This window comes from Bacillus basilensis (genome assembly GCF_050630465.1).
Classification (GTDB): Bacteria; Bacillota; Bacilli; order Bacillales; family Bacillaceae_G; genus Bacillus_A; species Bacillus_A basilensis.
Genome location: NZ_JBNTQO010000001.1, coordinates 246207 through 270867 on the forward strand (window position 1 = coordinate 246207; position 24661 = coordinate 270867).

The 24661-nt window shown below is 33.0% G+C and carries 25 protein-coding genes and 2 pseudogenes; 16 read left to right on the top strand and 11 right to left on the bottom strand.

Features of this window, described 5'->3' with window-relative positions:
- Positions 1 to 37 precede the first annotated feature (37 nt).
- Positions 38 to 1597: a glycoside hydrolase family 10-like protein gene (locus ACQVV1_RS01310; RefSeq protein ID WP_431168480.1), complete on the bottom strand. Its 1560-nt coding sequence runs from the start codon at positions 1595 to 1597 to the stop codon at positions 38 to 40.
- 226 nt (positions 1598 to 1823) lie between these two features.
- Here ACQVV1_RS01310 and ACQVV1_RS01315 point away from each other — a divergent pair, with 226 nt between their 5' ends.
- The 8 genes from ACQVV1_RS01315 (at position 1824) to tdcB (ending at position 9283) form a co-directional block, all read left to right on the top strand.
- A complete protein-coding gene (locus ACQVV1_RS01315) occupies positions 1824 to 2129 on the top strand; it encodes a PTS sugar transporter subunit IIB (RefSeq protein ID WP_000865889.1) in 306 nt (101 codons plus the stop codon).
- Between the two features lie 11 nt (positions 2130 to 2140).
- Positions 2141 to 3424, top strand: a complete 1284-nt coding sequence (locus ACQVV1_RS01320; RefSeq protein WP_098556619.1) for a PTS sugar transporter subunit IIC — start codon at positions 2141 to 2143, stop codon at positions 3422 to 3424.
- Between the two features lie 79 nt (positions 3425 to 3503).
- Positions 3504 to 3770, top strand: coding sequence for a hypothetical protein (locus ACQVV1_RS01325; RefSeq protein WP_242253197.1), 267 nt, complete (start codon positions 3504 to 3506; stop codon positions 3768 to 3770).
- Positions 3771 to 3792: 22 nt separating this feature from the next.
- On the top strand, positions 3793 to 4941 hold the full coding sequence (gene anmK, locus ACQVV1_RS01330; protein ID WP_242253199.1) for an anhydro-N-acetylmuramic acid kinase AnmK: 1149 nt from the start codon (positions 3793 to 3795) through the stop codon (positions 4939 to 4941).
- Between the two features lie 20 nt (positions 4942 to 4961).
- Positions 4962 to 5861 (top strand): BadF/BadG/BcrA/BcrD ATPase family protein, encoded by a 900-nt coding sequence (locus tag ACQVV1_RS01335; RefSeq protein WP_242253201.1) that lies wholly within the window; start codon positions 4962 to 4964, stop codon positions 5859 to 5861.
- Between the two features lie 132 nt (positions 5862 to 5993).
- Positions 5994 to 6542, top strand: coding sequence for a glycerol-3-phosphate 1-O-acyltransferase PlsY (gene plsY / locus ACQVV1_RS01340; protein ID WP_242253202.1), 549 nt, complete (start codon positions 5994 to 5996; stop codon positions 6540 to 6542).
- A gap of 69 nt (positions 6543 to 6611) precedes the next feature.
- Positions 6612 to 8195 (top strand): aminotransferase class V-fold PLP-dependent enzyme, encoded by a 1584-nt coding sequence (locus ACQVV1_RS01345; RefSeq protein WP_242253203.1) that lies wholly within the window; start codon positions 6612 to 6614, stop codon positions 8193 to 8195.
- A gap of 86 nt (positions 8196 to 8281) precedes the next feature.
- On the top strand, positions 8282 to 9283 hold the full coding sequence (gene tdcB, locus ACQVV1_RS01350) for a bifunctional threonine ammonia-lyase/L-serine ammonia-lyase TdcB (protein WP_242253204.1): 1002 nt from the start codon (positions 8282 to 8284) through the stop codon (positions 9281 to 9283).
- 46 nt (positions 9284 to 9329) lie between these two features.
- Here tdcB and ACQVV1_RS01355 read toward each other — a convergent pair whose 3' ends face one another.
- Together ACQVV1_RS01355 and ACQVV1_RS01360 are read right to left on the bottom strand one after the other, a co-directional pair.
- A complete protein-coding gene (locus ACQVV1_RS01355; RefSeq protein ID WP_242253205.1) occupies positions 9330 to 9659 on the bottom strand; it encodes a YkvA family protein in 330 nt (109 codons plus the stop codon).
- A gap of 289 nt (positions 9660 to 9948) precedes the next feature.
- Positions 9949 to 10071, bottom strand: coding sequence for a hypothetical protein (locus ACQVV1_RS01360; protein ID WP_431168625.1), 123 nt, complete (start codon positions 10069 to 10071; stop codon positions 9949 to 9951).
- A gap of 167 nt (positions 10072 to 10238) precedes the next feature.
- Here ACQVV1_RS01360 and ACQVV1_RS01365 point away from each other — a divergent pair, with 167 nt between their 5' ends.
- Positions 10239 to 10499 (top strand): hypothetical protein, encoded by a 261-nt coding sequence (locus ACQVV1_RS01365; RefSeq protein WP_063223862.1) that lies wholly within the window; start codon positions 10239 to 10241, stop codon positions 10497 to 10499.
- Between the two features lie 172 nt (positions 10500 to 10671).
- Entirely contained in the window at positions 10672 to 11358 is a 687-nt protein-coding gene (locus tag ACQVV1_RS01370) for an MBL fold metallo-hydrolase (protein ID WP_431168481.1), read from the top strand.
- A gap of 44 nt (positions 11359 to 11402) precedes the next feature.
- Here the strand turns inward: ACQVV1_RS01370 and ACQVV1_RS01375 are convergent, their stop codons facing one another.
- The gene (locus ACQVV1_RS01375) at positions 11403 to 12191 is read right to left on the bottom strand and encodes a hypothetical protein (RefSeq protein WP_431168482.1); all 789 of its coding nucleotides are present in this window, start codon (positions 12189 to 12191) and stop codon (positions 11403 to 11405) included.
- Positions 12192 to 12220: 29 nt separating this feature from the next.
- Between ACQVV1_RS01375 and ACQVV1_RS01380 the strand changes: the two genes are divergently transcribed.
- The 3 genes from ACQVV1_RS01380 (at position 12221) to ACQVV1_RS01390 (ending at position 14449) form a co-directional block, all read left to right on the top strand.
- Positions 12221 to 12541, top strand: coding sequence for a hypothetical protein (locus tag ACQVV1_RS01380; RefSeq protein ID WP_242253209.1), 321 nt, complete (start codon positions 12221 to 12223; stop codon positions 12539 to 12541).
- 21 nt (positions 12542 to 12562) lie between these two features.
- Entirely contained in the window at positions 12563 to 13927 is a 1365-nt protein-coding gene (locus ACQVV1_RS01385) for a DEAD/DEAH box helicase (RefSeq protein WP_431168483.1), read from the top strand.
- Between the two features lie 330 nt (positions 13928 to 14257).
- Positions 14258 to 14449 carry a hypothetical protein gene (locus ACQVV1_RS01390; protein WP_242253211.1) on the top strand — a complete coding sequence of 64 codons (192 nt, stop codon included), beginning with the start codon at positions 14258 to 14260 and terminating at the stop codon, positions 14447 to 14449.
- A gap of 1059 nt (positions 14450 to 15508) precedes the next feature.
- Here ACQVV1_RS01390 and ACQVV1_RS01395 read toward each other — a convergent pair.
- The 6 genes from ACQVV1_RS01395 to ACQVV1_RS01420 form a co-directional block, all read right to left on the bottom strand.
- Positions 15509 to 16372, bottom strand: a complete 864-nt coding sequence (locus tag ACQVV1_RS01395) for an exosporium protein D (RefSeq protein WP_431168484.1) — start codon at positions 16370 to 16372, stop codon at positions 15509 to 15511.
- A gap of 293 nt (positions 16373 to 16665) precedes the next feature.
- Positions 16666 to 17412 carry an exosporium leader peptide-containing protein gene (locus ACQVV1_RS01400; protein ID WP_431168485.1) on the bottom strand — a complete coding sequence of 249 codons (747 nt, stop codon included), beginning with the start codon at positions 17410 to 17412 and terminating at the stop codon, positions 16666 to 16668.
- Positions 17413 to 18094: 682 nt separating this feature from the next.
- Positions 18095 to 18643 carry a C1q-like domain-containing protein gene (locus ACQVV1_RS01405; RefSeq protein ID WP_431168486.1) on the bottom strand — a complete coding sequence of 183 codons (549 nt, stop codon included), beginning with the start codon at positions 18641 to 18643 and terminating at the stop codon, positions 18095 to 18097.
- Between the two features lie 773 nt (positions 18644 to 19416).
- A complete protein-coding gene (locus tag ACQVV1_RS01410) occupies positions 19417 to 19776 on the bottom strand; it encodes a septum formation initiator family protein (protein ID WP_431168487.1) in 360 nt (119 codons plus the stop codon).
- A gap of 1027 nt (positions 19777 to 20803) precedes the next feature.
- Positions 20804 to 21307 (bottom strand): exosporium protein ExsF, encoded by a 504-nt coding sequence (gene exsF / locus ACQVV1_RS01415; RefSeq protein WP_001257912.1) that lies wholly within the window; start codon positions 21305 to 21307, stop codon positions 20804 to 20806.
- A 458-nt stretch (positions 21308 to 21765) separates the two neighbouring features.
- Positions 21766 to 22365: an undecaprenyl-diphosphatase gene (locus ACQVV1_RS01420; RefSeq protein WP_431168488.1), complete on the bottom strand. Its 600-nt coding sequence runs from the start codon at positions 22363 to 22365 to the stop codon at positions 21766 to 21768.
- 675 nt (positions 22366 to 23040) lie between these two features.
- On the opposite strand from ACQVV1_RS01420, the gene ACQVV1_RS01425 reads away from it, so the two are divergent.
- Complete coding sequence (locus ACQVV1_RS01425; RefSeq protein WP_431168489.1) at positions 23041 to 23751, top strand: class I SAM-dependent methyltransferase; 711 nt, start codon at positions 23041 to 23043, stop codon at positions 23749 to 23751.
- Between the two features lie 119 nt (positions 23752 to 23870).
- Positions 23871 to 24278, top strand: coding sequence for a VOC family protein (locus tag ACQVV1_RS01430; RefSeq protein ID WP_431168490.1), 408 nt, complete (start codon positions 23871 to 23873; stop codon positions 24276 to 24278).
- A 47-nt stretch (positions 24279 to 24325) separates the two neighbouring features.
- Here ACQVV1_RS01430 and ACQVV1_RS01435 read toward each other — a convergent pair.
- Positions 24326 to 24532 (bottom strand): annotated as a pseudogene (locus ACQVV1_RS01435) (indolepyruvate decarboxylase); the annotation flags it as partial.
- Here ACQVV1_RS01435 and ACQVV1_RS01440 point away from each other — a divergent pair.
- Positions 24524 to 24657 (top strand): annotated as a pseudogene (locus tag ACQVV1_RS01440) (transposase); the annotation flags it as partial. The pseudogenes ACQVV1_RS01435 and ACQVV1_RS01440 overlap by 9 nt on opposite strands.
- Positions 24658 to 24661: the final 4 nt, after the last annotated feature.

The following is a 24661-nucleotide window of genomic DNA, read 5'->3' on the forward strand; positions in this document are numbered from 1 at the left end:
AGTATTACTCGGCTTTAAGGCGCTTTTTTATGGGATTTTATTTTGCCTTTACAGAAGTATGACTAGAAGCAACACTCTCATTATGCAATCGGTCAACCGCGGTTACCACATACGTATACGTCTCTCCAGAAATAACGGTTTTATCTACATAAATTTCTCCAAGTTTTGTTTTTCTTACAGTAGTCAGTAAATTTTTAGGGTTTTGTATATCCACTTCATTTTTTCCATTTACACGGTAAATGGCGTAATAAGCAGAATCATTCTCTCTATTGTCAATGATACCAACAGCAATACCTTCCTCTCTTGGAATGGCACCTTTTAAGGTAGGCTGTTTTGGTGGATCATGATCGAGCCAAGGCATAGGCGGGATTAATGCAGGATATTTATAAATGTCTTTTGAGAGTTTATCTTTCACTCCTAGTGGATTATTATTAATATCTTTTAAGCTAAAATGCATACTTCCCTTTATTTGAGGATATAGCCGGTTTAATGTAATTTGTCTTGGGTATTCTTCAGGATCAGACCAAGCGGGGACAGAGTTATTATTAATTTTATAGGCTGCCTGACCGATGTATAGGTGAATTGGTTTGTTATTTGTTTCTTTTACCCACCAATCTACTAAAATGTCATATGCAGCAGGTGTGAAACCGATATTCCAATATATTTGCGGTGTAATGTAGTCAATATAGCCTTTTTGTATCCATTCACGTGTATCAGCGTAAAGATCATCATAGTTTCTTTGACCTGCGGTTGTGTTAGAACCGGTTGGATCGTCAGCTATATTTCGCCATACGCCGAATGGACTAATGCCAAATTTCATGTATGACTTTTCTTGTTTAATAGCAGCATTTAAACCTTTTACAAGTTCATTTACATTGTTACGTCGCCAATCCTCTATATTTGTAAATCTACCGTTATTATACGTTTCGTACGTTTTTCGATCAGGGAATTCTTCACCAACTACTTTATATGGATAAAAATAATCATCCATATGAAGGGCATCAATGTCATAATTTTGCACGATCTCTAAAGCACCTTCTGTTATAAATTTTTTCACTTCTGGAATACCGGGATTGTAATATAACTTTCCGCCATATGGTACAACCCAATCGGGATGTTGTCTTGCAGGGTGATTATTTGATAATCGATTTATATCAGTGTGATTCATCGTTATTCGGTATGGATTAATCCATGCGTGAAATTCTATATTTCTTTTATGTGCTTCTTCAACCATAAATGCGAGTGGGTCGTATCCAGGGTCTTTACCTTGTGTACCCGTAATGTATTCAGACCAAGGACCGTATTTGGAAGGATAAAAAGCATCAGCAGTGGGTTTAATTTGTACAACCACTGCATTCATGCCAGTGCTTTTTACATCGTCTAGCAATCTTATAAATTCTTGTTTCTGCTTATCCATAGGTAAGCCAGTTTTTGAGGGCCAATCAATATTAAGAACTGATGCAATCCACACGGCACGTAATTCATGTTTTTTATACGTAGTATTAACTTCAGCATAAGTAGAGTGAGGGGGAATGAAAGAGAAAGGAATAAAAAAGATGACGATACAACATATCATTAATAAACGTTTCATGATCATTTATACGCCTCCTTATTATATGGTTAACTAAAATAATATCCGAGGTGAGGTTGTTCTTACAATTAAAAAAAATAAATATTGAAACATTAATTTAATAGGAAAAATATTTTTAGTGAAATTTACTTTCATCACAACTAAATTCTTTCACTACTTCATATGCTTGTTAGTAAAGTGAAACTTCCTTTCATTCGAAGGGGATAATTTATAAGTATAGGAGGATTAATAAATGAAGGTTTTATTCGTTTGTTCTGGAGGAATGTCTAGTGCAATTGTTGTAAACGCTTTAAAAAAAGAAGCGGAGAAAAAAGGTATGAATATGGAAGTACATGCAATTGGAACAAGTGAGGTAGAGGAAGAAGTGAAGAATGGTTGGGATGTTGTAATGGTTGCACCTCAAGTAAGACATCGATTTGACTCTGTAAAAAAATTTGCAGAAGAGGAATCTATTCCATGCGGTATCATACCGCCGCAAGCATATACGCCGCTTGGTGGACCGACTTTATTAAAAACTGTAAATGATTTAATTCGTTAGGGGGAAGTGTTATGAATAAGTTTGTCACGTTTCTTGATAAAAACTTATCTGGACCGATGGCAAGGCTTTCTGAACAAAGGCATTTACAAGCAATCCGTGATGGAGTTATTTCAGCATTACCATTTATCATCGTAGGAAGTTTCTTTTTAATCGTAGCATTTCCACCATTACCGAAAGATAGTTTCATATCCGTTTGGGCATTAAAGAATCAAACAAGTATATTAATACCATATCGGTTAACGATGTTTATTATGTCTTTATATATAGCATTTGGAATAGGATATAATTTGGCGAAAAGTTATAAACTAGATGCTTTATCGGGAGCTCAGCTTGCAGTATGTTCACTGCTATTAACATTAACGCCTGAATTAATTGATAAAAAAGGGTTTATGCTTCCGATGACAAATCTCGGAGGTCATGGATTATTCGTGACGATGATTGTTTCTATTTTATCCGTAGAGATTTTAAGGTTTTGTAAGAAGAAAAATGTAATGATTAAAATGCCAGAACAAGTACCGCCATCTGTGTCGCGTTCATTTGAAGCACTTATACCTGCTGCATTCGTTATTATTATAATGAGTCTAGTAACTGTCGTTTTTAGCATTGATTTACACCATGTTGTTGATAAATTAGCAGCACCATTAGTAAAAGCTGGGGATAGTTACTTCGGTGTAATGATTCCAGTGTTTTTAATTACGTTTTTTTGGTCATTCGGAATCCATGGTGTGTCGGTTGTTGGAACTGTTGCTCGGCCATTATGGGAAGTATACCTAGGGAAAAATGGTGAAGCAGTTGCTAGTGGAGCAGATCAGTTGCCATTTATTTCACCAGAGCCGTTATATCAATGGTTTATATGGATTGGCGGTTCTGGTGCGACATTAGGGCTTGTATTAGCTATGATTGTATTTGGTCGATCGAAATATTCGAAAGCATTATCAAGAACTTGTATTGTTCCGGGTATTTTTAATATTAATGAGCCAGTCATATTCGGATTACCGATTGTACTAAATCCAATTTTAATTATCCCATTTATCATTACACCACTTGTAACAGCAACTGTTGCATATTCAGCCACTGCGATGGGATTTGTAACACCAACACATATTATGCCACCGTGGACATTACCAGCTCCAATTGGTGCGTATTTAGCTACAGGTGGAGATTGGCGTGCAATAGTATTAGTTTTTATAAATATAGCAATATCATTCCTTATTTATTTACCATTCTTTAAAATGTACGACAAAAATATGCTTGAAATTGAGAAGAATGGTGAAGGGGAAGCTGTTAATCCATAATCTTTATGCTTTAATTTATGAGTGATAGGCATTTTGTCTATCACTTCTTTCACATTAAGTTGAGAGAAGGTGAAATGGAATGAATATAAAATTTAGTTATAAAGGTGTATTTTTATTATTATTTGGAGTGATATGTGCGAATTTACTTTTTGTACCTTTATTAAGAATGCTACATCTATCACAAATGCATAGTATTTGGCTCGTTACAAGCATTGCGGCAAGTATTTTGCTTACAGTAGTTATTTCTTTTATTGATGGATCGTTTGCATCTAAAGCTCAGTTGTTTTTTAGATTTATATTCTTTTCGATCGGTTGTACGTTTGTAACTTACATGATTGTTTTTTAGTGAATAGGAGGTCATGCATGTTATGTATATTGCAGGGATAATGTCCGGTACTTCGTTAGATGGAATAGATGTAGCGCTCGTTCATATAGAAGGGAGTGGTGTAGAGTCTAAGGTCGAACTTATCCATTTTACTACAGTTCCATTTTGTAATGATATGAAAAATGAAATCCAACAAGCGTTATCAATAGAAAATTCAAATGTACAACTCATATGCAGTTTAAATTTTAAGCTGGGTTTATGTTTTGCCAATGCTGTAAAAGAAGTTTGTAAAGAGGCCGATTTTCCTTTGAAACAATTAGATTCAATAGGTTCTCACGGACAAACGATTTATCATCAGCCAAAGCAAGATGGTAATATGATACCTTCCACATTGCAAATTGGAGAACCTGCAGTAATAGCATACGAAACGAACACGACGGTTATCTCAAATTTCCGAACGATGGACATGGCAGCAGGAGGACAAGGTGCACCACTTGTGCCATATTCAGAAATTATTTTGTATCGGCATTCAACTAAAAATAGACTGCTACAAAATATTGGCGGGATTGGTAATGTTACAGTAATACCAAGTCACCTAAGTAATAAGAGCGTTATGGCTTTTGATACTGGTCCAGGGAATATGGTAATGGATGAAGTATGTCAAAGGTTATTTCAGTTGCCATATGATCAAAATGGTGAGATTGCAAAAAAGGGAGTAGTTGTAGATGAAATTTTGACATATTGTATGAGCCATCCATTTTTGAAAATGAACCCACCGAAATCAACTGGTAGAGAACAGTTTGGAGAAGAATTTGTAAGTGAGTTATTGAAGCGGTATGAAAGGCATAGTAAAGAAAATATATTGACGACTGTCACGATGTTTACAGCGAGTTCAATTATTCATCATTATAAGGAGTTTATTCTGCCGTATTATGAAATCGATGAGGTGATATTAGGTGGTGGCGGCAGTTATAATAGCACACTTGTTGAAATGTTGCGAAATGGATTGAAGGAAGAAAAATGCGCAATTTTTATTCAAGAAAATTTAGGCTATTCTTCTGCAGCGAAAGAAGCTATCGCCTTTGCAATTTTAGCAAATGAAACGCATCATCGTAATCCCAGTAATGTACCAAGCGCAACAGGTGCAAAGCAATCTGTAGTTTTAGGGAATATAACATTCCCGCCAATATGAAGAAAATGAGGCGAATATATATGAAGTATATGATTGGAGTAGATGGCGGGGGAACGAAGACAGAAGCAATTGCCTTTGATCAAGACGGAAAGGAAATTATAAGGGGTAAGGGCGGTTTTGGAAATATATTAATAGATTTTGAAGAAGCTCTTGTGCATATTATGGAAGCAATCGATCATTGCCAGAAAGCTTTAATAAATAACAATTGCGTTTGTATTTGTTTAGGATTAGCAGGTATAAGTGGAGCAAATACAAATGAATTAATATTACGTCTACAAAAGAAGTACGGAACACCAATTGAAGTTTTTAATGACGCAATGATTGCACATGCAGCTGCTTTACAAGGGAAGGATGGAATTTTAACAATTGGCGGCACAGGTGCGATTTGTCTAGGAAAAAAAGGAGAAGTGCACGAGTATAGCGGTGGATGGGGACATATTTTAGGAGATGAAGGAAGTGGATATTGGATTGCATTACAAGGTTTAAAGAGAATGGCAAATCAATTTGATCAAGGCGTTGCACTTTGTCCATTAAGCTTAAGGATTCAAGATGAGTTTCAACTTTTGACGTCGTCTCATATAAAAAGACTAGTTTATAGTTCTTCAAAAGATAAAGTTGCAGCAATCGCACCATTAGTTATTCAGGAAGCGAGAAATGGGAATGATGATGCACATGAAATTATGATGCAAGCTGGTAAGGAATTAGCGAGAATTACAGTAAATCTTTATAATAAGATGCAATTTAAGTTTGCAACTCCCATTGCAGTAAGTGGAAGCATATTGCGTTTAGTTCCTGAAATATATACTGAATTTAAGAAATGCTGCGTGAAGAGTATAGGAGAAGTTACCTTTGTATCACAATCAGAACCAGCAGCGAAAGGAACCTATTATTTAATGAAGAATATATATTTTAAAAAATAGAAGCATGAGAATTTTTGTATGATTTGTAAAAATATGATGTTAAAATATATAAAGGGATGCAGATAAAAAAGTACAATATACATAGTCATTGAATATTGTATAAGTACTCCTACGTAGAAAGTGAATGATTACATGATTAATAGTATGCAATTTTTTTATTTGGTGGTTTCTTATTTATTTGGAAACATATTGACTGCTTATCTAGTAACGAAATGGAGACATAACGTTGATATTCGGGATGAAGGAAGTGGTAATCCTGGCGCAAGAAACATGGGGCGCGTATATGGAAAAGGATATTTCATTGCTACATTTTTAGGTGATGCAATTAAAGGGGCAATTGTAGTTTCTATTGCAAAATGCCTTTTTGGAGATTCTACATTTGTAATGTTAGCTTTATTGGCTGTTTTACTTGGACATATTTATCCAATTGTATTTAAAGGCAAGGGCGGAAAAGGCATATCAACATTTATCGGAGGATTAATCGCATTTGATTATTTGATAGCGCTTACCCTTGTTGCTGTTTTCATTATATTTTATTTAATATTTAAAGGGTTTACGAAGCCAGGACTAATTACAATCGCTTGTTTACCAATTTGCATGATTTTGTATTCTTACTCTATTGTTACGACTATTTTAAGTGCACTTATAATTGTACTTATTTTATATGTAAATCGCGAATGACATGAGCTTTTAATAAGTGGAGTTAATCTCCACTTATAATTTTTATTAAATGAATAAAGGAGATACAACATGGGGTTAATTTATAAAGTTGCTGATCAAGATTGGGAATTTGAAAGTATACATAAATTGAATTATAAAACATTTGTAGAAGAAATTCCGCAACATGAAGAAACGAAAGAACATGCTCGTATTGATCGTTTTCATGATGAAAACACATATTTAATTTGTTTACATGACGATAAGTTAGTAGGTATGGTTGCATTGCGAGGAAAACGACCATTCTCATTAGATTATAAAATTTCAAATCTAGATTTTTATTTGGAAGAACATGGAGAAAATGTATATGAAATTCGTTTACTTTCAGTAGAACGTGAATATCGAAATGGAAGAGCATTGTTAGGTTTAATTCGCTTTTTACATCGTTATTTGCTTCTAAATGGATATGAATTGGCACTCATTTCTGCTACAACACGTGAACTACCTTTATATGAACAAATGGGATTTAAATCTTTCCATACGTTAGTTGGTACAGAAGAAGCAGCCTTTCAGCCAATGTATGTTACTCCTTCTATGTTTGAAGCGTCGAGTGTTGGAGGGATAATGACGAAAGAATTTACGTTTTTACCAGGTCCAGTAGATATTGAAGAAAATGTTCGAAAGGCATTTTCTACTAAGCCGATTTCGCATCGTTCCAAGTCATTTCAAGTGACGATGGAAAATATCAAAAAACGTTTACTGCAAATGACAAAAGCAAAACGTGTGCAAATACTGTTAGGAACAGGGACGTTAGCGAATGATGCAATTGCTTTACAGTTACGTTCTTTAAAAGGAAAAGGATTAGTATTAACAAATGGGGAATTTGGTAATAGATTAGTTGGACACGCAAAACGCGCGCAATTATATTTTGATACGTATAAAAAAGAAATGGGAGAACCGTTTCTTTATACAGAATTAGAAAAAATTATGGAAACTGGCAATTATGAATGGCTTTGGTTTGTTCACCATGAAACATCTACCGGAATGTTAAATGAGTTAGACGAGCTAAATGTTTTATGTAAAAAGTTTAAAGTGAAACTATGTGTAGATTGTATCAGTTCAATTGGGGCGATACCGATTGATTTAATGGATGTATATTTTGCAAGTGGTGTTAGCGGAAAGGCAATTAAATCGTTTACTGGATTATCTTTCGTTTTTCATAATCATAATGTGAAAGTAAACGAGACTTTACCGGTCTATATGGACATTGGTATGTACGAAGAAAATGAAAGTATTCCATATTCTCATTCATGGAATTTAATTTATGCTTTGCAAGAAGCATTGAAGAGATTTGAAGATGAAACAGCATTTGTAAAAATAAAAGAGACATATAATTATATGGAAGAAGCTATTACGAGTATAGGACTAAACCTTGTTTCACCTAAAGAACATGCCGCACCAATTATACTTACGATTCAATTAGATGAAGATCAGTCTTCTAAAACAGTAGGTGATGCGTTAGCATTACAAGGATATATTATCCATTATGAATCAGCATATTTACAAAAGAATAACTGGATCCAAATTGCATGTTTAAATGATTATAAAGAACGTGATATGAAGAGGATGTTAAATTGTTTGCAAATGTATGTATTACAGAGTGAGGTACATATATAAAGACTTTTTCTTAACATAGATGCTTTCGTATAAAGGAGCTGCGACTTACGAAAACTTAGGAATAGAACATTGGAAGAGGTGCTAGTATGATAACTAAAAAATTACCATTACATATAGACGATATTAAAAAAGCTCAAAACATTCTGGATAGAAATGCTCGTAAAACGCCATTAGTAAAATCATTTTATTTGACTAGTAAAACGGGTGGAGAAATTCACTTGAAATTAGAAAATATGCAATTAACAGGTTCGTTTAAATTCCGTGGTGCGTTTAATAAAATGTCACAGCTGACAGATCAAGAAAAAGAGAGAGGAGTAATTGCTTGTTCTGCTGGTAATCATGCACAAGGAATTGCTTTATCTGCTCATTTACTCGGTATTAAGAGTAAAATTGTTATGCCGATTTCTGCACCTCAGGCGAAAGTTGATGCAACTAAAGGATATGGATCTGAAGTGGTTTTACATGGTGAAACCTTTGATGATGCGAAGGCAAAATGTGAGGAGATTATTAGGGAAACAGGTGAAACATATTTACATCCATATGATGATGTGGAGGTAATGGCTGGTCAAGGTACTATTGGTTTGGACATTCTTGATGATATGTGGGATGTAGATACTGTTATTGTACCAATTGGTGGAGGCGGAATTATTTCTGGAATTGCTGTTGCATTAAAATCTTTTAACCCATCAATTAATATAATTGGTGTCCAATCAGAAAATGTTCATGGGATGAAGACATCTTATGACAAAGGTACAATTGTAGAACATTATGAGGCACCTACTATAGCAGATGGTTGCGCGGTAAAAATACCAGGCAATTTAACTTTTGAAGTTGTAAAAGAATTAGTAGATGATATTGTAACAGTATCAGAAGGCGAATTAGAAGTAGCGATGAAAGACTTATTACAGCGTGGTAAAGCTGTTGTAGAAGGTGCAGGCGCTTTAGCTACTGCTGCTTTACTTGCAGGGAAAGTTGATACATATATTAAAGGGAAAAAAGTAGTAGCTGTTATATCTGGTGGGAACGTAGACTTACAGCGCATTTCGAGTGTTTGTGAGCAATTTTTTGTAGCGAATGAAGTGAAATAGTTTTATGAAAAAGGAGCTAAGTGAAATTATATTAGCTCCTTTTTCATTATGTTTGTGCGGGAGTAAATAATGACTCCATTTTTACTTTGCTCTTTTCTCGAATTTCAGCGTCTGCATGGCGCATAACAAATTTATGCGCTATGGCAATCGCTAAAACATCATCTAATAAGCCAATCCCAATAATAGCAGCTATATCTGGAATGAAATCGATTGTTAATACGTAATAGGATAAAGCAGCTAATATGATGAATTTTGTTTTAGTAGGTAACTCTTTTTTTCTCATTGTGTAGTATAAAATAATACTTTCATATACGCTAGATTTACCGAGGTTTGCTGAGCTTTTCTTGAATTTTTTCCAAAGTGTCTGTTTCTCCATTAAAAAACTCCTTTTACAAAAAAATATATTTTTTAAAAGGATAGACAAAGAAGAGAGGGAATAATCAATTTTATTGTTTTTCTTATTGTATATTTCCACAAAAATAGGGGATTACCTGTGCAAAATAATAGAATGTTGGTTACGTAACGACTTATAGTGTATGTGTTCGTTCCAAGTAAAGGTACTACGCAGATAACGTTTGGTGGTAATACGTATTAAAGTTCATTTTTTACATTAATTTCTGCATTCGTACAATGTTGAATTACTTCTAAATAATCTAATGGTATATCTATTGATGAGAACTAGCCCCTTTACTTGTTGGTGATTCATAAGCTTCTAATGTGATTCTGGTATGAATTGCACCATTAGCCACTTCATCTAGCATTTCAGGTGTTACTTTGTTTTGCACCATTTTTCCCTCTCTTTTCTCCTAGCTTTTTGAAAGTTGTCGCTTCGGCGATGGCTTTTTTATTTTCTCAGATGAAGCCGATGAGTTTGAGTTTTGGAATTTTATCGTGGTATTATTTATGTAACAAGGGGATATTGTAAGAAAAAATACAATTTGAGGGGAAAATGAGCATGGGAATTTATAACTATGAAGCGAAAGAGGATTTGCAAGTAGGAGATGTTTGTTTAGAACGAGATATTTATGAAATTATAAATTTTTACAAGAAAGGGTCAATAGTTTTATGTGATTCAGTATCTCGTTTCAGTGCGAATTCAGACAGAATGTTTGAAGTGATAAATAGGATAGAAACATATATGCATAAAAATGAAGACTATACATATCAGGTTTCGGATAGGCCCAAGTTGATTTATGTAGTTGAGCAGGTAAGATAAGGAAGCATCCATAACGGGTGCTTTTTTCTTTGTTATATAGAAATTACACATTAAACGTGAATTTGAACAAAATGGACATTTGGATTCAAATTATTTGTGATATGTATAGTAAAATGTATGTGGATGATTTATTTATTATTAAACATTTTATAAGTGGTATGGGGGAAGAAAAATGAAGATAATAGAACTACCAATTGAATTCGAATTTAATGGGGAAAAACAATGTATTTATCCGAGCTTAATTATAGTAAATAATGAATTAACTTTAGTAGATACAGGGTATATACATCTTTTACCTTTAATTGAAGATATAATTTTAAAACAGGGGTATGAGATGAAAAACTTGAAAAATATAATTATTACTCATTATGATGACGATCATATAGGCTCTTTATACGATTTCAAAGTGAAATATCCTCAAATTAATATTATTGCGAGTGAAATTGAATCAAACTATATTAATGGTGAAATAAAATCAGAGAGATTAGTTCAAGCGGAAGAAATGTTACAATGTATGTCGAATGAAGAAAAAGAATTTGGTAAATGGTTTATACAACAGTTAAAAAATATTAAACATATTTCCGTCGATGAAAAAGTATATGATGGTCAAATGATTTTAAATAATGAATGTCAAATAGTAGCGACGCCAGGACATACTTCAGGACATATTTCATTATATTTTCCGAATTTAAACTGTGTAATTACAGGAGATGCGGCCGTTCAAGAGAATCGTGAGTTAGTAATAGCTAATCCAAATTTTTGTTTAGATATAGAAAAAGCGGAAGAGTCTTTAAAGAGGATTAAAAGCCTTAAAGCCGTAAAGTATTATTGCTATCATGGAGGGAAATTCATTATATAAAATAATAAAAAACCAATCTTTCTTATATAGAAAAGATCGGTTTTTTAATTCATAGATTCTGCAATTTGAATTAAATCCTTTACGTTATATTCTCCTTTTATATAGCGTTTGTTACCAATTGCAATTGTGTATTGAAAACCATTTTTCTGAAAGAGGAGCTCATATGCTGAATCAAAATGAGGATTATATAATGCTTTTATATTATTTTTTAAACTGTAGAACTTAGAGCCCCTATGTACGTAGAATCCTAATTTGTTTTGAACTGGTGAAACAGTGATTTTGAAAATCCCATTAATATCTTCATTGTAGTATCGTAGTTCTAAGTAATCGTTATAGATGTACCCTTGAAATTCGTGAATTGCGAACGGGAATTTTGTAGGAGTAAGTATATGTTCCTTACACTTTATTTCATATTCTTTTACGATAGTAGCTTCTTTCATAAGTGGATTGCCATCATAAATTTGATTCATGTGAGATATTTTATTATTTTTTGTTACTATTTCTAAAATGAAACCGATAGTAAATTCATCATGAGTGTCTTTGGAATAAGAAATAAGAATTGTAGTATCCTCTTTTGGAGATGGTACTATTTTAATTTCATGAATAGGTTTATTTGTTTGGAAAGTAGGTAGTTCAATCCCTTCAGTTACATATGATTGCATTAATTTTTTATCATTTATGAGTAAAGCTTGTTTAAATCCACTTATCACATCTGTTTGGGATTGCGCCATAATAATTGTGATAGATTGAAAATATAGTAAAAAAAACATGCAAAAAATCTTTATCAATGTAGTGGTCAATTTTATCACCTTGTAACTATATTTCCGTAACATTGAAATAAATATGTATAGGAGGGGAGAAGATGAGTTTATTGTTTGATGTAATAATGGATATAATTTTATTTTATCCTCGAAATGACATGAAATTAAAACATCATATTGCCAAATTAAGCGAATTTGAGTGGTTTCGAAAGCTACACGAAGATACAAAGTATACAAGATTAATCTGGAGTAATAGAAAAATTAAGAAGTTCATTTTGTCTTCTACTAACATGGAAGCATTAATAAATTCCGAGAAAAAGCAAAAAGAATTTGTCCGACTAGTACACGATGAATATAAAAAAGAAGATAAGAATTTTTTTATTTTTCATATTTGGCGAAACAAATGGTACAATGAAAGCTAATGTGAAAAATAAGGAAAAGAAGTGGTCAATTTGAAAAACTTTTTAGAATTAGGAATTAGTGAAACTTTTAATCATACATTACGTGAAAATGGAATTACAGAAGCAACACCGATTCAGGAGAAAGCAATTCCTGTTATACTGTCAGGTAAAGATATTATTGGTCAAGCGAAAACAGGAACGGGTAAAACGTTAGCATTTGTGTTACCGATTTTAGAAAAAATCGATCCAGAATGTAGTGATGTTCAGGCTTTAATTGTTGCACCAACAAGGGAACTAGCCCTGCAAATTACAACTGAAATTAAAAAAATGCTTGTTCAAAGAGAAGATATTAATGTACTAGCGATTTATGGTGGGCAAGATGTAGCACAACAATTGAGAAAATTAAAAGGTAATACACATATTGTTGTTGCAACACCAGGACGATTATTAGATCATATACGACGTGAAACAATTGATTTAAGTAATCTTTCAACGATTGTACTAGATGAAGCGGATCAAATGCTTTATTTCGGTTTCTTATATGATATTGAAGATATTTTAGATGAGACACCTGGTAGTAAACAAACGATGTTATTCTCAGCAACGATGCCAAAAGATATTAAAAAATTGGCGAAGCGTTATATGGATGAGCCGCAAATGATTCAAGTACAAAGTGAAGAAGTAACGGTAGATACAATTGAGCAGCGTGTCATTGAGACGACAGATCGTGCAAAGCCAGATGCACTTCGTTTTGTTATGGATCGTGATCAGCCATTTTTAGCAGTTATTTTCTGTCGTACAAAGGTTAGAGCAAGTAAGCTATATGATAATTTAAAAGGATTAGGTTATAATTGTGCTGAACTTCATGGTGATATACCTCAAGCGAAACGTGAAAGAGTTATGAAGAGTTTCCGCGAAGCTAAAATTCAGTACTTAATCGCAACGGATGTAGCAGCTCGTGGACTGGATGTAGATGGTGTAACGCACGTATTTAACTTTGATATCCCTGAAGATGTAGAAAGTTATATTCACCGCATTGGCCGAACAGGACGTGCAGGTGGATCAGGTCTTGCAATTACGTTCGTTGCAGCGAAAGATGAAAAACATTTAGAAGAAATTGAAAAAACGCTTGGTGCACCAATACAAAGAGAAATAATCGAACAACCGAAGATAAAACGTGTAGATGAAAATGGGAAACCGATACCAAAGCCGGCTCCGAAGAAATCAGGTCAAAATCGTCAAAGAGATAGCCGTGAAGGTTCAAGACGTGATTCGAGAAATAGCTCAAGAAATGATTCAAGAAGTGATTCAAGAAATAGTTCGAGAAATGAAAATAATCGATCATTTAATAAGCCAAGTAATAAAAAAGGTAGTACAAAACAAGGTCAGCAAAGACGTGGCCGTTAAATAGTTATAATTGTAAAAGAGTCGCAAAATATTGCGGCTCTTTTTTGTTTGTATACAACAAGGATGATGGCAAGAAAAAACAAAAATTTCATTCACCGTATTTAAAAGTTATAAAGGAAATTTTATAGTTCAAAACCAGTAGAGCAAGGGTATTACTGCCATGTCGCAATTCAAGAACAAGTGCAACTTACGTATGAACAATATTTAATCGAAAAAAATCGAGAGAAAGCAATTCGTACTAGCTCCCCTGATGCTGATACGGATTATGAAAAAATCAATTGATATAACGATACGAAAAAATCTTTTGCAAACAAAGATTTGGACGATGGGGTGAAAGAAATTCGTAACACATTCAAATTGTACGGGAATGTTATGCTGCAGCAAAAAGAGAACGGAACTTATTATGTCTACTATTTAGGCAGAATACTTTTGTTGAAAGAAAAGGTATTGAAGCGAGCGAATATTTTTATTACACATTCCGCAATTATTGAAATGGAACAAGAGAAGTTTATGAAGGATTAAACTCGTATTGGGGTACGATCGTTGGAAACTGGAAAACTAATTTGTTCGTTTTGTTCGATGGGGAACTCGAGAAGCACCACTGCCATCCTAATTGGGAAATTGCTTACTATGACGATGAAGGTAATGTAGTGTGAAGTTAACAGAAGGGATAGTATACGAAATAAGAAAAAAGGACTAGCAGTCGTACCTGCCGTCCTTTAATAGGAGAAAAAGTAATCTTGTTTAGAACTACGCATAAACAGAAAATCTGCTTGTAATTAGTTTTACCCTAACTATACGTGTCTATACAGAAAAGGGATAAGTAAAAAATACTTATCCCCGGAAGGGAAATCCCAAGCACCAAAATGGCTCGTATTGGTCTGCAGGTTCAAAAGTAGTATATGTAAAACGAAAAATCTCATACAAAAAGCAGACAACGATTTTGGTTGTCTGCCAGTGTGTTCAATGAGTTAGCTAATTGTGATAATTTGCATCCTCATTACGAGAAGAGTGAAGCTGCTAGTTCAAACAGCTTGTTGGTATTATTATCGATTTCTTAAAAAATATACAGAGAAAGCAGATAAGTGAAGAACCTACCTGCTTCTGCTGTAACAAAAGAAAGAAGTATTAGCCGTGGACACGGCGGCTTGAAAATAGTATGTATTTTTATTTGAAAAATATTCAAGGGATGAAGAAACATGGAATTTTTAATAAAAGATAAAACTAGTTGCCCATGTATTCGATAGTAAAGCAGAAATGGAAACAAGCAGGTATTTGGAAAGGCCCAACTGATATGAGAGAAATAAAAAAGACTAGGATTGCTCCTAGTAAAGAGTTATATCGTACGGAAAGTTAGTTGCGTGCAAATCGATTGTTTGCAAATTCATTATATAACGTTTCTAGGGTGGATAGGGTGAATTATAACCATCTTTACATAGATTTAACATGAGATTGAAGTTATTGATGAATACTAAATTTGAATTTTGTTAAGAGATAAAATAGTGAACAAATGTGAATGATTAGATGCTACAAGGGTAAAAGAAAAACTTCATTTTATAAGGATTCTTTTGGAGAATGAACCTAACACTCACATTCGTAATCACGGTAATATTCATCGCAAGAATCATTCCTATCATTGCAGCAAATACAAAATGTTTTTTTAATCAATACTTCAATGAAGTTAAGGAATTCGGTATTATTTGTGAGAGTAAGACTTTGAAAATCTTCAACTTGAAATACTCTTGTTTCATTTGTAGCAAGAGTCGCGATAATTGGCGTGGGAGAACTTCTTGTTTGGATAGTTACTTCAATAGGGGAGACATCTTCAGGAACAGATATTTGAAGTAATGTTTTATTGTGGTTATTAGTCAAATCTTCAAAAACTCTTCTTGAAGTGTCGGAGGGTACGATGATGGTTACAGGGACATTTTCAGTTGGAGTGGTATCTGAACCAGCTACGGTATGAGTTTCGATAAAACAGTTATCTTTTTTAAAGTAAGAATATGATTGTTCTTTATAATACTTTTTATGAAAATTATTTTGATTATTACAGCAGATACAAAATGTTTTTTGAATAAATATACTAATGGTGCTACCGGTATTGGTATTGTTTGTGAGAGTGAGGTTTTGAAAATCTTCAACTTGAAATATCCTTTGTTCACCTGCAGTTATTGTAAAGGTAATTGGTCCAGACCTTCTTGTTCGAATGGTTACTTCAATTGGTTGAACACCACCAGGAACGCGAAAATCAAGTAATGTTTTATTGTGATTATTGGTCAAATCTTCAAAAGATGTTCTTGAAGTGTTAGCTGGTACACTAAAAGCTAAAGCACTATTTGAAGCAGATATTGTATGGGTTTTGATAAAACAGTTATCTTTTTGATGGTGAGAATACGATCGGTTTTTATAATACTTTTTACCATCTTTATAAAAATAATCAGCCATACTTATGTTACTCTCCTTTCTTTGAGATATCTATATATTGTATAAAAAAAAGAAAAGAGTGCTTGTACAAAATAATAAAATCCGCTCTTGTAAATAAGTAAAAATGCTATTTGATATGTAAATGTAGGAGCACTTGGAGAAGTGCCCTGTAAAGACTATTTATTCTAAAAAGAAAAGAATATAAAACATTTTATGGATTTATTTTTTGTTTTGTGTGTGTTGTTATTAAAAAAATTATTGGAAACTGAAAACTAGATGTTGTAATAGTACCTAATTTTAAAGAGAAAATTGTACTAGTTTAATTTGATAATGGTTAATTCCAAAGCATTTATTCCATTATTGCATGTACCAATGTCTCTATTACCTACAAAACTATTATTTATAAGTTGAATTGTTGAATTGGCTGGAATTGATAAAATAGTTTCTCCAGTGAGTTGATCACAATCTACATCCTCTAAATCTTGTATTAGGATACTGAAAGTAGCTTTGAAGTTTGGAATCAGATTGTTATTTAATAGTATAGAAATAACAGGCTGATAAGGGAATGTAAGAGGGACAGTTAAATTAATTGAGGAAATAAAAGAAACGCGATAATCCCCCGGTTGTGTGATATTAATTGTGGTAGGATTTAACAGAGAAACTCCCCCTACCAAAGGTTCAGCCTGATTAAAAGAAAAAGGAGCTCCGAAAGGGACTGTAATGAATTCCGTTTGCCAAAAAGTGCCGTAAGCTACAGATTGTAATCCAGTAGGTCCAGTAACACCAGTAGGTCCAGTAACACCAGTAGGTCCAGTAACGCCAGTAGGTCCAGTAACGCCAGTAGGTCCAGTAACGCCAGTAGGTCCAGTAACGCCAGTAGGTCCAGTAACACCAGTAGATCCAGTAACGCCAGTAGGTCCAGTAACGCCAGTAGGTCCAGTAACACCAGTAGGTCCGGTAACACCAGTAGGTCCAGTAGGCAGTGTGAATTGTGGAATAGGTGGTAATGTAGGTCCAACTAGATTAGAGTTTATTGAAGTAGAAGATAAAAACTCATCCATTTTATTTTCACCTCTGAAAAGTTCGTATTACTAATAGTAAATGTGGGAGGAGAACAAAATGAAATGGACAAGTGTTTGTATTTATGAAATCTAAAACAATAGTTATTTTATTAAAGAAAAAACATGCACAAAAATTGCGCATGTATAATAAAAAGCTATGTCTTGTCTATGTAAATATATGCTTAGTTTATATAAATCGTGAGTATGTTTGAACAAAAGGGTTATTTATTAACAAATCTAAAGAGCGCTTTTTAAGGCGCTCCATGACCAAAACAAATATTGAAAAAGAATACCACATGATATTTTATGTATGTTCTTAATAAATGTGCAATTTAAAAAACTCTTTCTTTTGCACAACAAAGCAGCTAGTTAATGAAACTAACTGTTCGTTGTACAAAAGAAACGCTGCGCTTATAGAAATAGTTTGCAAATGTTATACAGAAATGAAAGAAAACAAAATAAAAAAGAGCACCATGCATAAGTGCTCTTTAAGATAGGAGGTAACACTTTGAGCTGGATGTTTAGGTTAAAATTATATGACGTAGAAAAGAAATAAGACCTGAAAAATATTATCAACTCAATACAAAAGAGCAGCTAGCATAAGCTAACTGCTCAACAGGTAATAAATTTTGTAAAAGGAACCATCTATATTAAAAGAAGATTATATATTTAAAGGAACAGCTTAACTTATTTGAGCGCCTTCAAAATATGTTAGACTCGGAACGCCTGCAATAGTTCCATTTTCCGACCCAGCTTCAGCTAATATGTCAACTCTGTCACCAGCTTGTAATAGTGCGATAGTAGAAGTTTTTACAATAAGTGATTCATTTGGTGAGCCGCCTTGCTCGTTTCTAGATACACTGATTCCATTTACTTGTATGTCTAGAATTATTGTGGCAGATGCTTGTGCGGTTGGGGTAAAAATAATGCTTGTATTAAAAGTATATATACCGTTTTGACGAGGGACAAAAATCGATGTAGATGGATCATACTCATTATTAATATCAAATACCTCAACTGGAAACAAAACTCTAGTAGGTTGATTGGCAATAAGTGGTTGGAAGGTATTTTGCGTTGCCTTAAAAGCCGATTGACTTTCAAGATCACTTTTACAATTACAATACACTTTAACAATCGTTTGATCCGAGTTACGGCAAGAAGATTTGTGCTTTTTGTAATCATCTTCATAATTATAGCAATTATAACTATCAGAGTATTTTTTTCTATTCATTTTGCAATAGTTCACTCCTTTTATTCTTATAATTTAATCTATTAGAAAAAAGGAGAATTGAAGCGGTGTTTGTCCATCCGTTTGGAATTTTTTGACAGGATAATCGAATGTAGGAATTGAGAGTAGCGCAAATAATAAATAAAAAAAGAACAGTTAGGAAAATATAACAGCTGTACTTGATTTATGGCTTATTCCAAAAAATAGATATACCACCAAAATATAAGATTATTAAAAGGAAAATTGCTGTGAAAATAATTAAAGAAATTTTTATCCATGATTTTTTCATCAGTATACCTCCTTTATTAAAAATATTAACATCTATCTAAAATTTCAACAAAATAGTTATTTGAAAAAAGACTTCTTACGGAAAGATAAGAGGTCATCAAAAGATGTTGTATTTGAAATACGTGATGTTTCACAACGGAATTATAACGTATATCAATATATTTAGTATATATAATATCGGGAGCGAAATGAATAAAAGTATACAAAATCCGTATTTGAAAATTAAAGAGTGCCTTGGGAGGAAGGCGCTTTATAACCAAAAGACTTATTTAGAAAAAAAGAGTTCACATCTTATTGTATGTATGGTTTTTAGAGAGGTGCAGTTTTATACAAAGATCTGTATTTCATAACAAGAGAAAAGAGCAAGCATATAAGCATGCTCTTTGATAAGAAAGCTAGGTTTTTATGAGTGGATGTCTCCATACAATAACATATGCTTGTCCAGTTAAAAGGTGAAAAGTTTTAATAAAATAGTTATTTAAAAAAGGTTATTCAGCTATTTGAAATATAGTTTCACTAGGCTTAGAAAATCCATACAATTTCCTTGCGAATTTTAAAATACCTTCTTCACTCTCTGTTAAAGTTTTAATATCGTTGTCAAAATAGCGTCCAAGTATTTCTAATTCAGATAGTTTTTTCTTTTCGTTATTAAGTGAAATTTGTTTTTCCTTAATTACTTGCTCTTGCTTGTAGAGAGAGATTTGGACGGGAATAATCATAGATAGCATAAAAGCTATTGTTAGTAAAAGACGACGAGTCAGTTTTTTATCCTTTTGAGAATAGTTTTTAGGATTCAATTGTTGTTTAAAGTTTAATTGCTGTTGTGATAATTTTGTGATACTACCCATTTAAATGCCTCCATTACTGGTTGTAGAATTCGATTGTTTGAGAGTATTATACATGAGAAATGGGAAATTTTGAAACTATATTGGTGAAGCGGGGTTCTTAGATGGTTAAAAATCCCTCATATTATATTGAAAAAACATGCACAAAAATTGTGCATGCATAATAAAAGCTATGTCTTGTCTATGTAAATATATGCTTAACCAATATAAGCCGTGAGTATGTTTGAGCGAAATGGTTATTAATTATAAATGTAAAGAGCGCTTTTTAAGGTGCTCCATGACCAAAACTAATATTGAAAAAGAATCCCACAAGATATTTTATGTATGTTCTTAATACATGTGCAGATTTTTCTTTTGCGCAACGAAGCAGCTAGTTAATAAAACTAACTGCTCGTTGTACAAAAGAAACGCTGCGCTTACAGCAATAGTTTGTAACTTTAAGTTACAAAAATAGTATGAACATGGTTAAAAATGTTATTCAAAAACAAAAGGGAATAAAATAAAAAAGAGCAGCTATTTATAATAACTGCTCTATTCGATACAACCTGGGTAAGAAGCAGATTGTATTATGATTAATATTAGCAAAATATTGAATTTTATTAAGTTCTTTAACAAAACCCTTACTTAGTAACAAATAAAGAGCACTGTAAAAGGTGCTCAATGGCTAATTCTGAAATAATCATGAGTATTGTATGTATGTTTCTAGTATATGTGCAGTTTATATATATAATCTTTATTTAAATATATAGAGCGCTTTTTATAGCGCTCTGCTCCAAAATATAAGTTGAAAGAGGAAACATGACATTATATGCATGCTGTTTTAGTGTGGTGTTTGTTCAAAGCTTGATTTTCATAAAAAATAAAGCACACATATAAGTGTGCTCTTATGAACGCTTTAGATTTGTATGACTAGATAGTCACCATACAATAAAATATGCTTGTTTGATATAAATGTGTGTCAAATCTATAACATATATTTTGGGGTGTATAAGGAATATTAAATGTTAATTAACCAAGCATATTGTTTTTATTAACGAATTTGTGCAACTGTTAAAGCGGCAGAACGAATATCTACTGTACCAATTACTTCAACGGGTACAATTTGAATTAAATCACCAGGGTTTAAGTTAATTAGAATGACACCGCTGGATACATCTACTTCACCAGTGCCAATGATATTAGAACGGACTGCGGTTCCAGATCCTGCAATAATATTAGTTGATGAGTTTAGTGTCAAGAAAAAGCGCGCTGCTTCCGGGGCTACTGGAACATTATCGAGGCTGATTGTTAATGTATAACTGATTTGATAAATACCAGCTACTTGAATTCTAATACCAGTTCCTGTACTAATTGTATCATTGATTACAGGGACAGTAATATTAGGATTTGGGCCCGTGCTAGGTAGTAGTAGTGGCGTGAATAGTGTTGCAAATTGAGGTGAAGTAGCATTAAAAGCAAAACCGAGAGCTGGTAGTGTACTGGGGGCTTGTGCTCTACAATTAAAGTTTGTGAGCTTACGACTAGATGATCGCATATTTTCACTCCTTTCTTTCATTTAGATTGCGTGAGCAATAACCTCACGTTTTGGACAAGCACAATACAATATATGAAAATTTATAGTGAATAGTGCAGAGGTGTACTGTTATGAATAAAACTAACTACCTGTTGTACAAAGGAAACACCACGCTTACAGAAATGGTTTGTAACCTAAAGTTGAAAACATAGTATGAACAGAGTTAAAAATGTTATTTAGAAATGAAAGAAAACATAATAAAAAAGAGCACGCATATAAGCATGCTCTTTGACAAGAAAGGTAGATTTTTATGAGTGGATTCCTCCATACAATAAAATATGCTTGTCCGGTTAAAAGGTGAAAAGGCTTCATAAAATTATTATTTTAAAATTAAAGAGCACCTAAGGGAGCGCTCTTCGATCACAACAATATAAAAAAATACTTGATCTTATATGTAATCTTTTTAGCTTTGTGATTAATTAAAAGTTTTTCGAATTGCTTTTGGATGGTAGTACATGCTGTTCTATTTTTTCATAAAGATTAAGTAGTTGTTTGATGAATGTAATTTGTGGTGTTAACCAATACGAAAATAGTGCTGAAATAATTCCTATTAGAGCTCCTGTCATGACATCGAAAGGATAATGAACTCCTACCCAAATACGAGAAATAGCTACGCAGAATGCAAGCACAAGCCATAACCATCTAGCCTTTTTATGAACAAGCCAGAATGAAAAACAAATTGAAAAAAATAGAATCGTATGATCGCTAGGAAATGAATTATCAACTGCATGATCGACAAGTTTATTAACATTAGGTAAAACTGCAAATGGTTGATAATTTAAGTGTAATTTCCCTGCTAATTTTCCAATTATTTCAGCAGTTATGAAAGCAATCATTGCTTGAATAATCACCATTTTGTTTTGTCTAGATTGAGTAAACCAATAAGCGATAATAATTAAACCTAAAAAATACACCATATATTCTGCTAAAAATACCATAGTTGAGTTTAGAGATGAATATTGCTTCCCTAAATCATTGATAGCTCGAAAAGCATCAATATTTAATTGAGAAAAAGACATTTTTAAATCGCTCCTTATATTGTGTCTATAACTTTATTACGTGAAAAAATTTTTAACTGAGGCTTAACAGTCTCTTAATTAATTCTTAGTTATTTCTTAACAATTCTTGTTTGTGTATAAGGGAAATTATAGTAAAGAGTTTATAGTGAAAAAATTGATTTTAGTGACATTAGTATTACAAAACTGTAAGGATTAGCTCATTAAAGATTATTAATAAAATAGTTATTTTGGAGAAAGGAAGAATGAATATAGAACGAATCGAAACTGCTGAGGAATTACTTGAGGATATGAAGGAATGCTTTTTGAATGGAACATCTTTAAAGGTGATTTTAATCTCGTATCTTCGTTGATTGAAGAAGTGAAGCGTATAACAAAATAAAAATTTCATTTTGTAGAAAAGGGGAATGGATATGTGTACTTATTGGGAAAATGCAGTTAAAGAATTCTTCAAGAAGCAAGAGCAGGAACGAAATAAAAGAGCAGCTAGCAAAAGCTAACTGCTCAATACAAGGAGATACAGAGAAGACTACTTTAAATGAATGTTGGCATACAGCCTACATACAGTATTGACCGAATATTTATTTTAAATCCAATTTATTTTAGGAGTTTTTTCTTTGTTTGAAAGTTTGAAAAGATATATAATAATTTTCTGACTATTAAACTGGAGGGATACAAATGAAAAATGAAACGTTACATATTCAAGAAGATATTATTGAAATGCTTGATTCATTATTAAGACCGGCAGAACCATTTTGGAATGAATTTTATAAGAATAGAGAAAAGGATGTTCCGTTTTTTGAAAATATTCCAGATGAGAACCTAGTTTCGTATATACAAAAAAAGCGGGTTTCAAAAGGAAAAGTACTAGAACTTGGATGTGGTCCGGGTAGAAATGCAATTTATCTAGCAAATGAAGGGTTTGATGTAACAGCGGTAGATTTATCTATAGAGGGCATTAATTGGGCGAAAGAGAGAGCGTTAGCAAAAGAAATAGAAATTCACTTTATTTGTGATTCGATTTTTAATTTAGAGGGTCAAAATGATTTTGACTTTGTATACGATTCGGGCTGTTTACATCATATTCCACCGCATAGAAGAATAAATTATGTGAATTTAATTAAAAACTCCTTGAAATCGGGTGGTTATTTTGGATTAACATGTTTTGCGGCAGGTGATTTAGATGAACGAAATGGCTCGGAAATATCAGATTGGGACGTATATAGAGGATGGAGTCTGCAAGGTGGTCTTGCATACTCTGAAGAGAAATTAAGAGAGATATTTAAAGAATTTGAAGTGATTGAAATTAGAAAGATGAAGCAAATTGAACAACCAAATACTATGTTTGGAGAATCATTTCTTTGGACAGCATTATTTAAGAAGAAATAAGAAAGTAGATAATTGACAAACTTATCGTTTTTATAGACAATAAACTCATGGGAATGTACGTTCGTTTTTGTTGGCCGATGTATGTTTTACATAAATACATAACAAGGGGTTGTCTCTATATGAGTAACACAAATCAAAAAATTACTACGTTTTTAATGTTTGAAGGTAAAGCTGAAGAGGCGATGAACTTTTACACGTCGCTATTCGATCAATCAGAAATTGTAAGTATCTCTCGCTACGATGAAAACGGACCTGGTAAAGAGGGTACTGTAATTCATGCAACTTTTACTTTACACGGACAAGAGTTCATGTGCATAGATAGTTATGTAAATCATAATTTTACATTTACACCAGCTATGTCTCTTTATGTAACTTGTGATACGGAAGAAGAAATTGAAACGGCTTTTAATAAACTAACTCACGATGGAGCAGTACTTATGCCTTTAGGTGCCTATCCGTTTAGCAAAAAGTTTGGCTGGTTAAATGATAAGTATGGTGTGTCTTGGCAGTTAACGCTTGCTGAATAAAAATTTAAAAAGAAAAGCGTAACCTATTTATAGTTACGCTTTTCTTTTTAAGCATTTTGCTGGCCGAATCTTTTCCCAAGTTTAGCTAAAAATTCAGGCTGATCCCCTTGGCTCATTACAACTTCAACAAAAGTAAGTTGATTCTTATTAAAACTCATTTTTGTTAAGACCGCTGTTAACTCTATTTCATTGTCTGCTTTAAATGCTTGCTTTTTTTCTGATTCGAATAGGCTTACTAGTTTTGTGTAATCAAAAGAGACTTTCCCTATGTGAGAAAGAAACTTTGGAAAGAAATGTTTTGGTCAAGAAGGTTTTGCTTGATTACTACGGGTGGTTCACCGATAGGTGTAGTAAGAAATATATTGAAAATCAAGGGAAAGATG

Excerpts from the sequence above, each read along its gene's own strand:
- ACQVV1_RS01310 (WP_431168480.1), bottom strand. The coding sequence starts at position 1,597 with ATGATCATGAAACGTTTATTAATGATATGTTGTATCGTCATCTTTTTT.
- ACQVV1_RS01315 (WP_000865889.1), top strand. The coding sequence starts at position 1,824 with ATGAAGGTTTTATTCGTTTGTTCTGGAGGAATGTCTAGTGCAATTGTT.
- ACQVV1_RS01320 (WP_098556619.1), top strand. The coding sequence starts at position 2,141 with ATGAATAAGTTTGTCACGTTTCTTGATAAAAACTTATCTGGACCGATG.
- ACQVV1_RS01325 (WP_242253197.1), top strand. The coding sequence starts at position 3,504 with ATGAATATAAAATTTAGTTATAAAGGTGTATTTTTATTATTATTTGGA.
- anmK (WP_242253199.1), top strand. The coding sequence starts at position 3,793 with ATGTATATTGCAGGGATAATGTCCGGTACTTCGTTAGATGGAATAGAT.
- ACQVV1_RS01335 (WP_242253201.1), top strand. The coding sequence starts at position 4,962 with ATGAAGTATATGATTGGAGTAGATGGCGGGGGAACGAAGACAGAAGCA.
- plsY (WP_242253202.1), top strand. The coding sequence starts at position 5,994 with ATGATTAATAGTATGCAATTTTTTTATTTGGTGGTTTCTTATTTATTT.
- ACQVV1_RS01345 (WP_242253203.1), top strand. The coding sequence starts at position 6,612 with ATGGGGTTAATTTATAAAGTTGCTGATCAAGATTGGGAATTTGAAAGT.
- tdcB (WP_242253204.1), top strand. The coding sequence starts at position 8,282 with ATGATAACTAAAAAATTACCATTACATATAGACGATATTAAAAAAGCT.
- ACQVV1_RS01355 (WP_242253205.1), bottom strand. The coding sequence starts at position 9,659 with ATGGAGAAACAGACACTTTGGAAAAAATTCAAGAAAAGCTCAGCAAAC.
- ACQVV1_RS01360 (WP_431168625.1), bottom strand. The coding sequence starts at position 10,071 with ATGGTGCAAAACAAAGTAACACCTGAAATGCTAGATGAAGTGGCTAAT.
- ACQVV1_RS01365 (WP_063223862.1), top strand. The coding sequence starts at position 10,239 with ATGGGAATTTATAACTATGAAGCGAAAGAGGATTTGCAAGTAGGAGAT.
- ACQVV1_RS01370 (WP_431168481.1), top strand. The coding sequence starts at position 10,672 with ATGAAGATAATAGAACTACCAATTGAATTCGAATTTAATGGGGAAAAA.
- ACQVV1_RS01375 (WP_431168482.1), bottom strand. The coding sequence starts at position 12,191 with ATGTTACGGAAATATAGTTACAAGGTGATAAAATTGACCACTACATTG.
- ACQVV1_RS01380 (WP_242253209.1), top strand. The coding sequence starts at position 12,221 with ATGAGTTTATTGTTTGATGTAATAATGGATATAATTTTATTTTATCCT.
- ACQVV1_RS01395 (WP_431168484.1), bottom strand. The coding sequence starts at position 16,372 with ATGGCTGATTATTTTTATAAAGATGGTAAAAAGTATTATAAAAACCGA.
- ACQVV1_RS01400 (WP_431168485.1), bottom strand. The coding sequence starts at position 17,412 with ATGGATGAGTTTTTATCTTCTACTTCAATAAACTCTAATCTAGTTGGA.
- ACQVV1_RS01405 (WP_431168486.1), bottom strand. The coding sequence starts at position 18,643 with ATGAATAGAAAAAAATACTCTGATAGTTATAATTGCTATAATTATGAA.
- ACQVV1_RS01410 (WP_431168487.1), bottom strand. The coding sequence starts at position 19,776 with ATGGGTAGTATCACAAAATTATCACAACAGCAATTAAACTTTAAACAA.
- exsF (WP_001257912.1), bottom strand. The coding sequence starts at position 21,307 with ATGCGATCATCTAGTCGTAAGCTCACAAACTTTAATTGTAGAGCACAA.
- ACQVV1_RS01420 (WP_431168488.1), bottom strand. The coding sequence starts at position 22,365 with ATGTCTTTTTCTCAATTAAATATTGATGCTTTTCGAGCTATCAATGAT.
- ACQVV1_RS01425 (WP_431168489.1), top strand. The coding sequence starts at position 23,041 with ATGAAAAATGAAACGTTACATATTCAAGAAGATATTATTGAAATGCTT.
- ACQVV1_RS01430 (WP_431168490.1), top strand. The coding sequence starts at position 23,871 with ATGAGTAACACAAATCAAAAAATTACTACGTTTTTAATGTTTGAAGGT.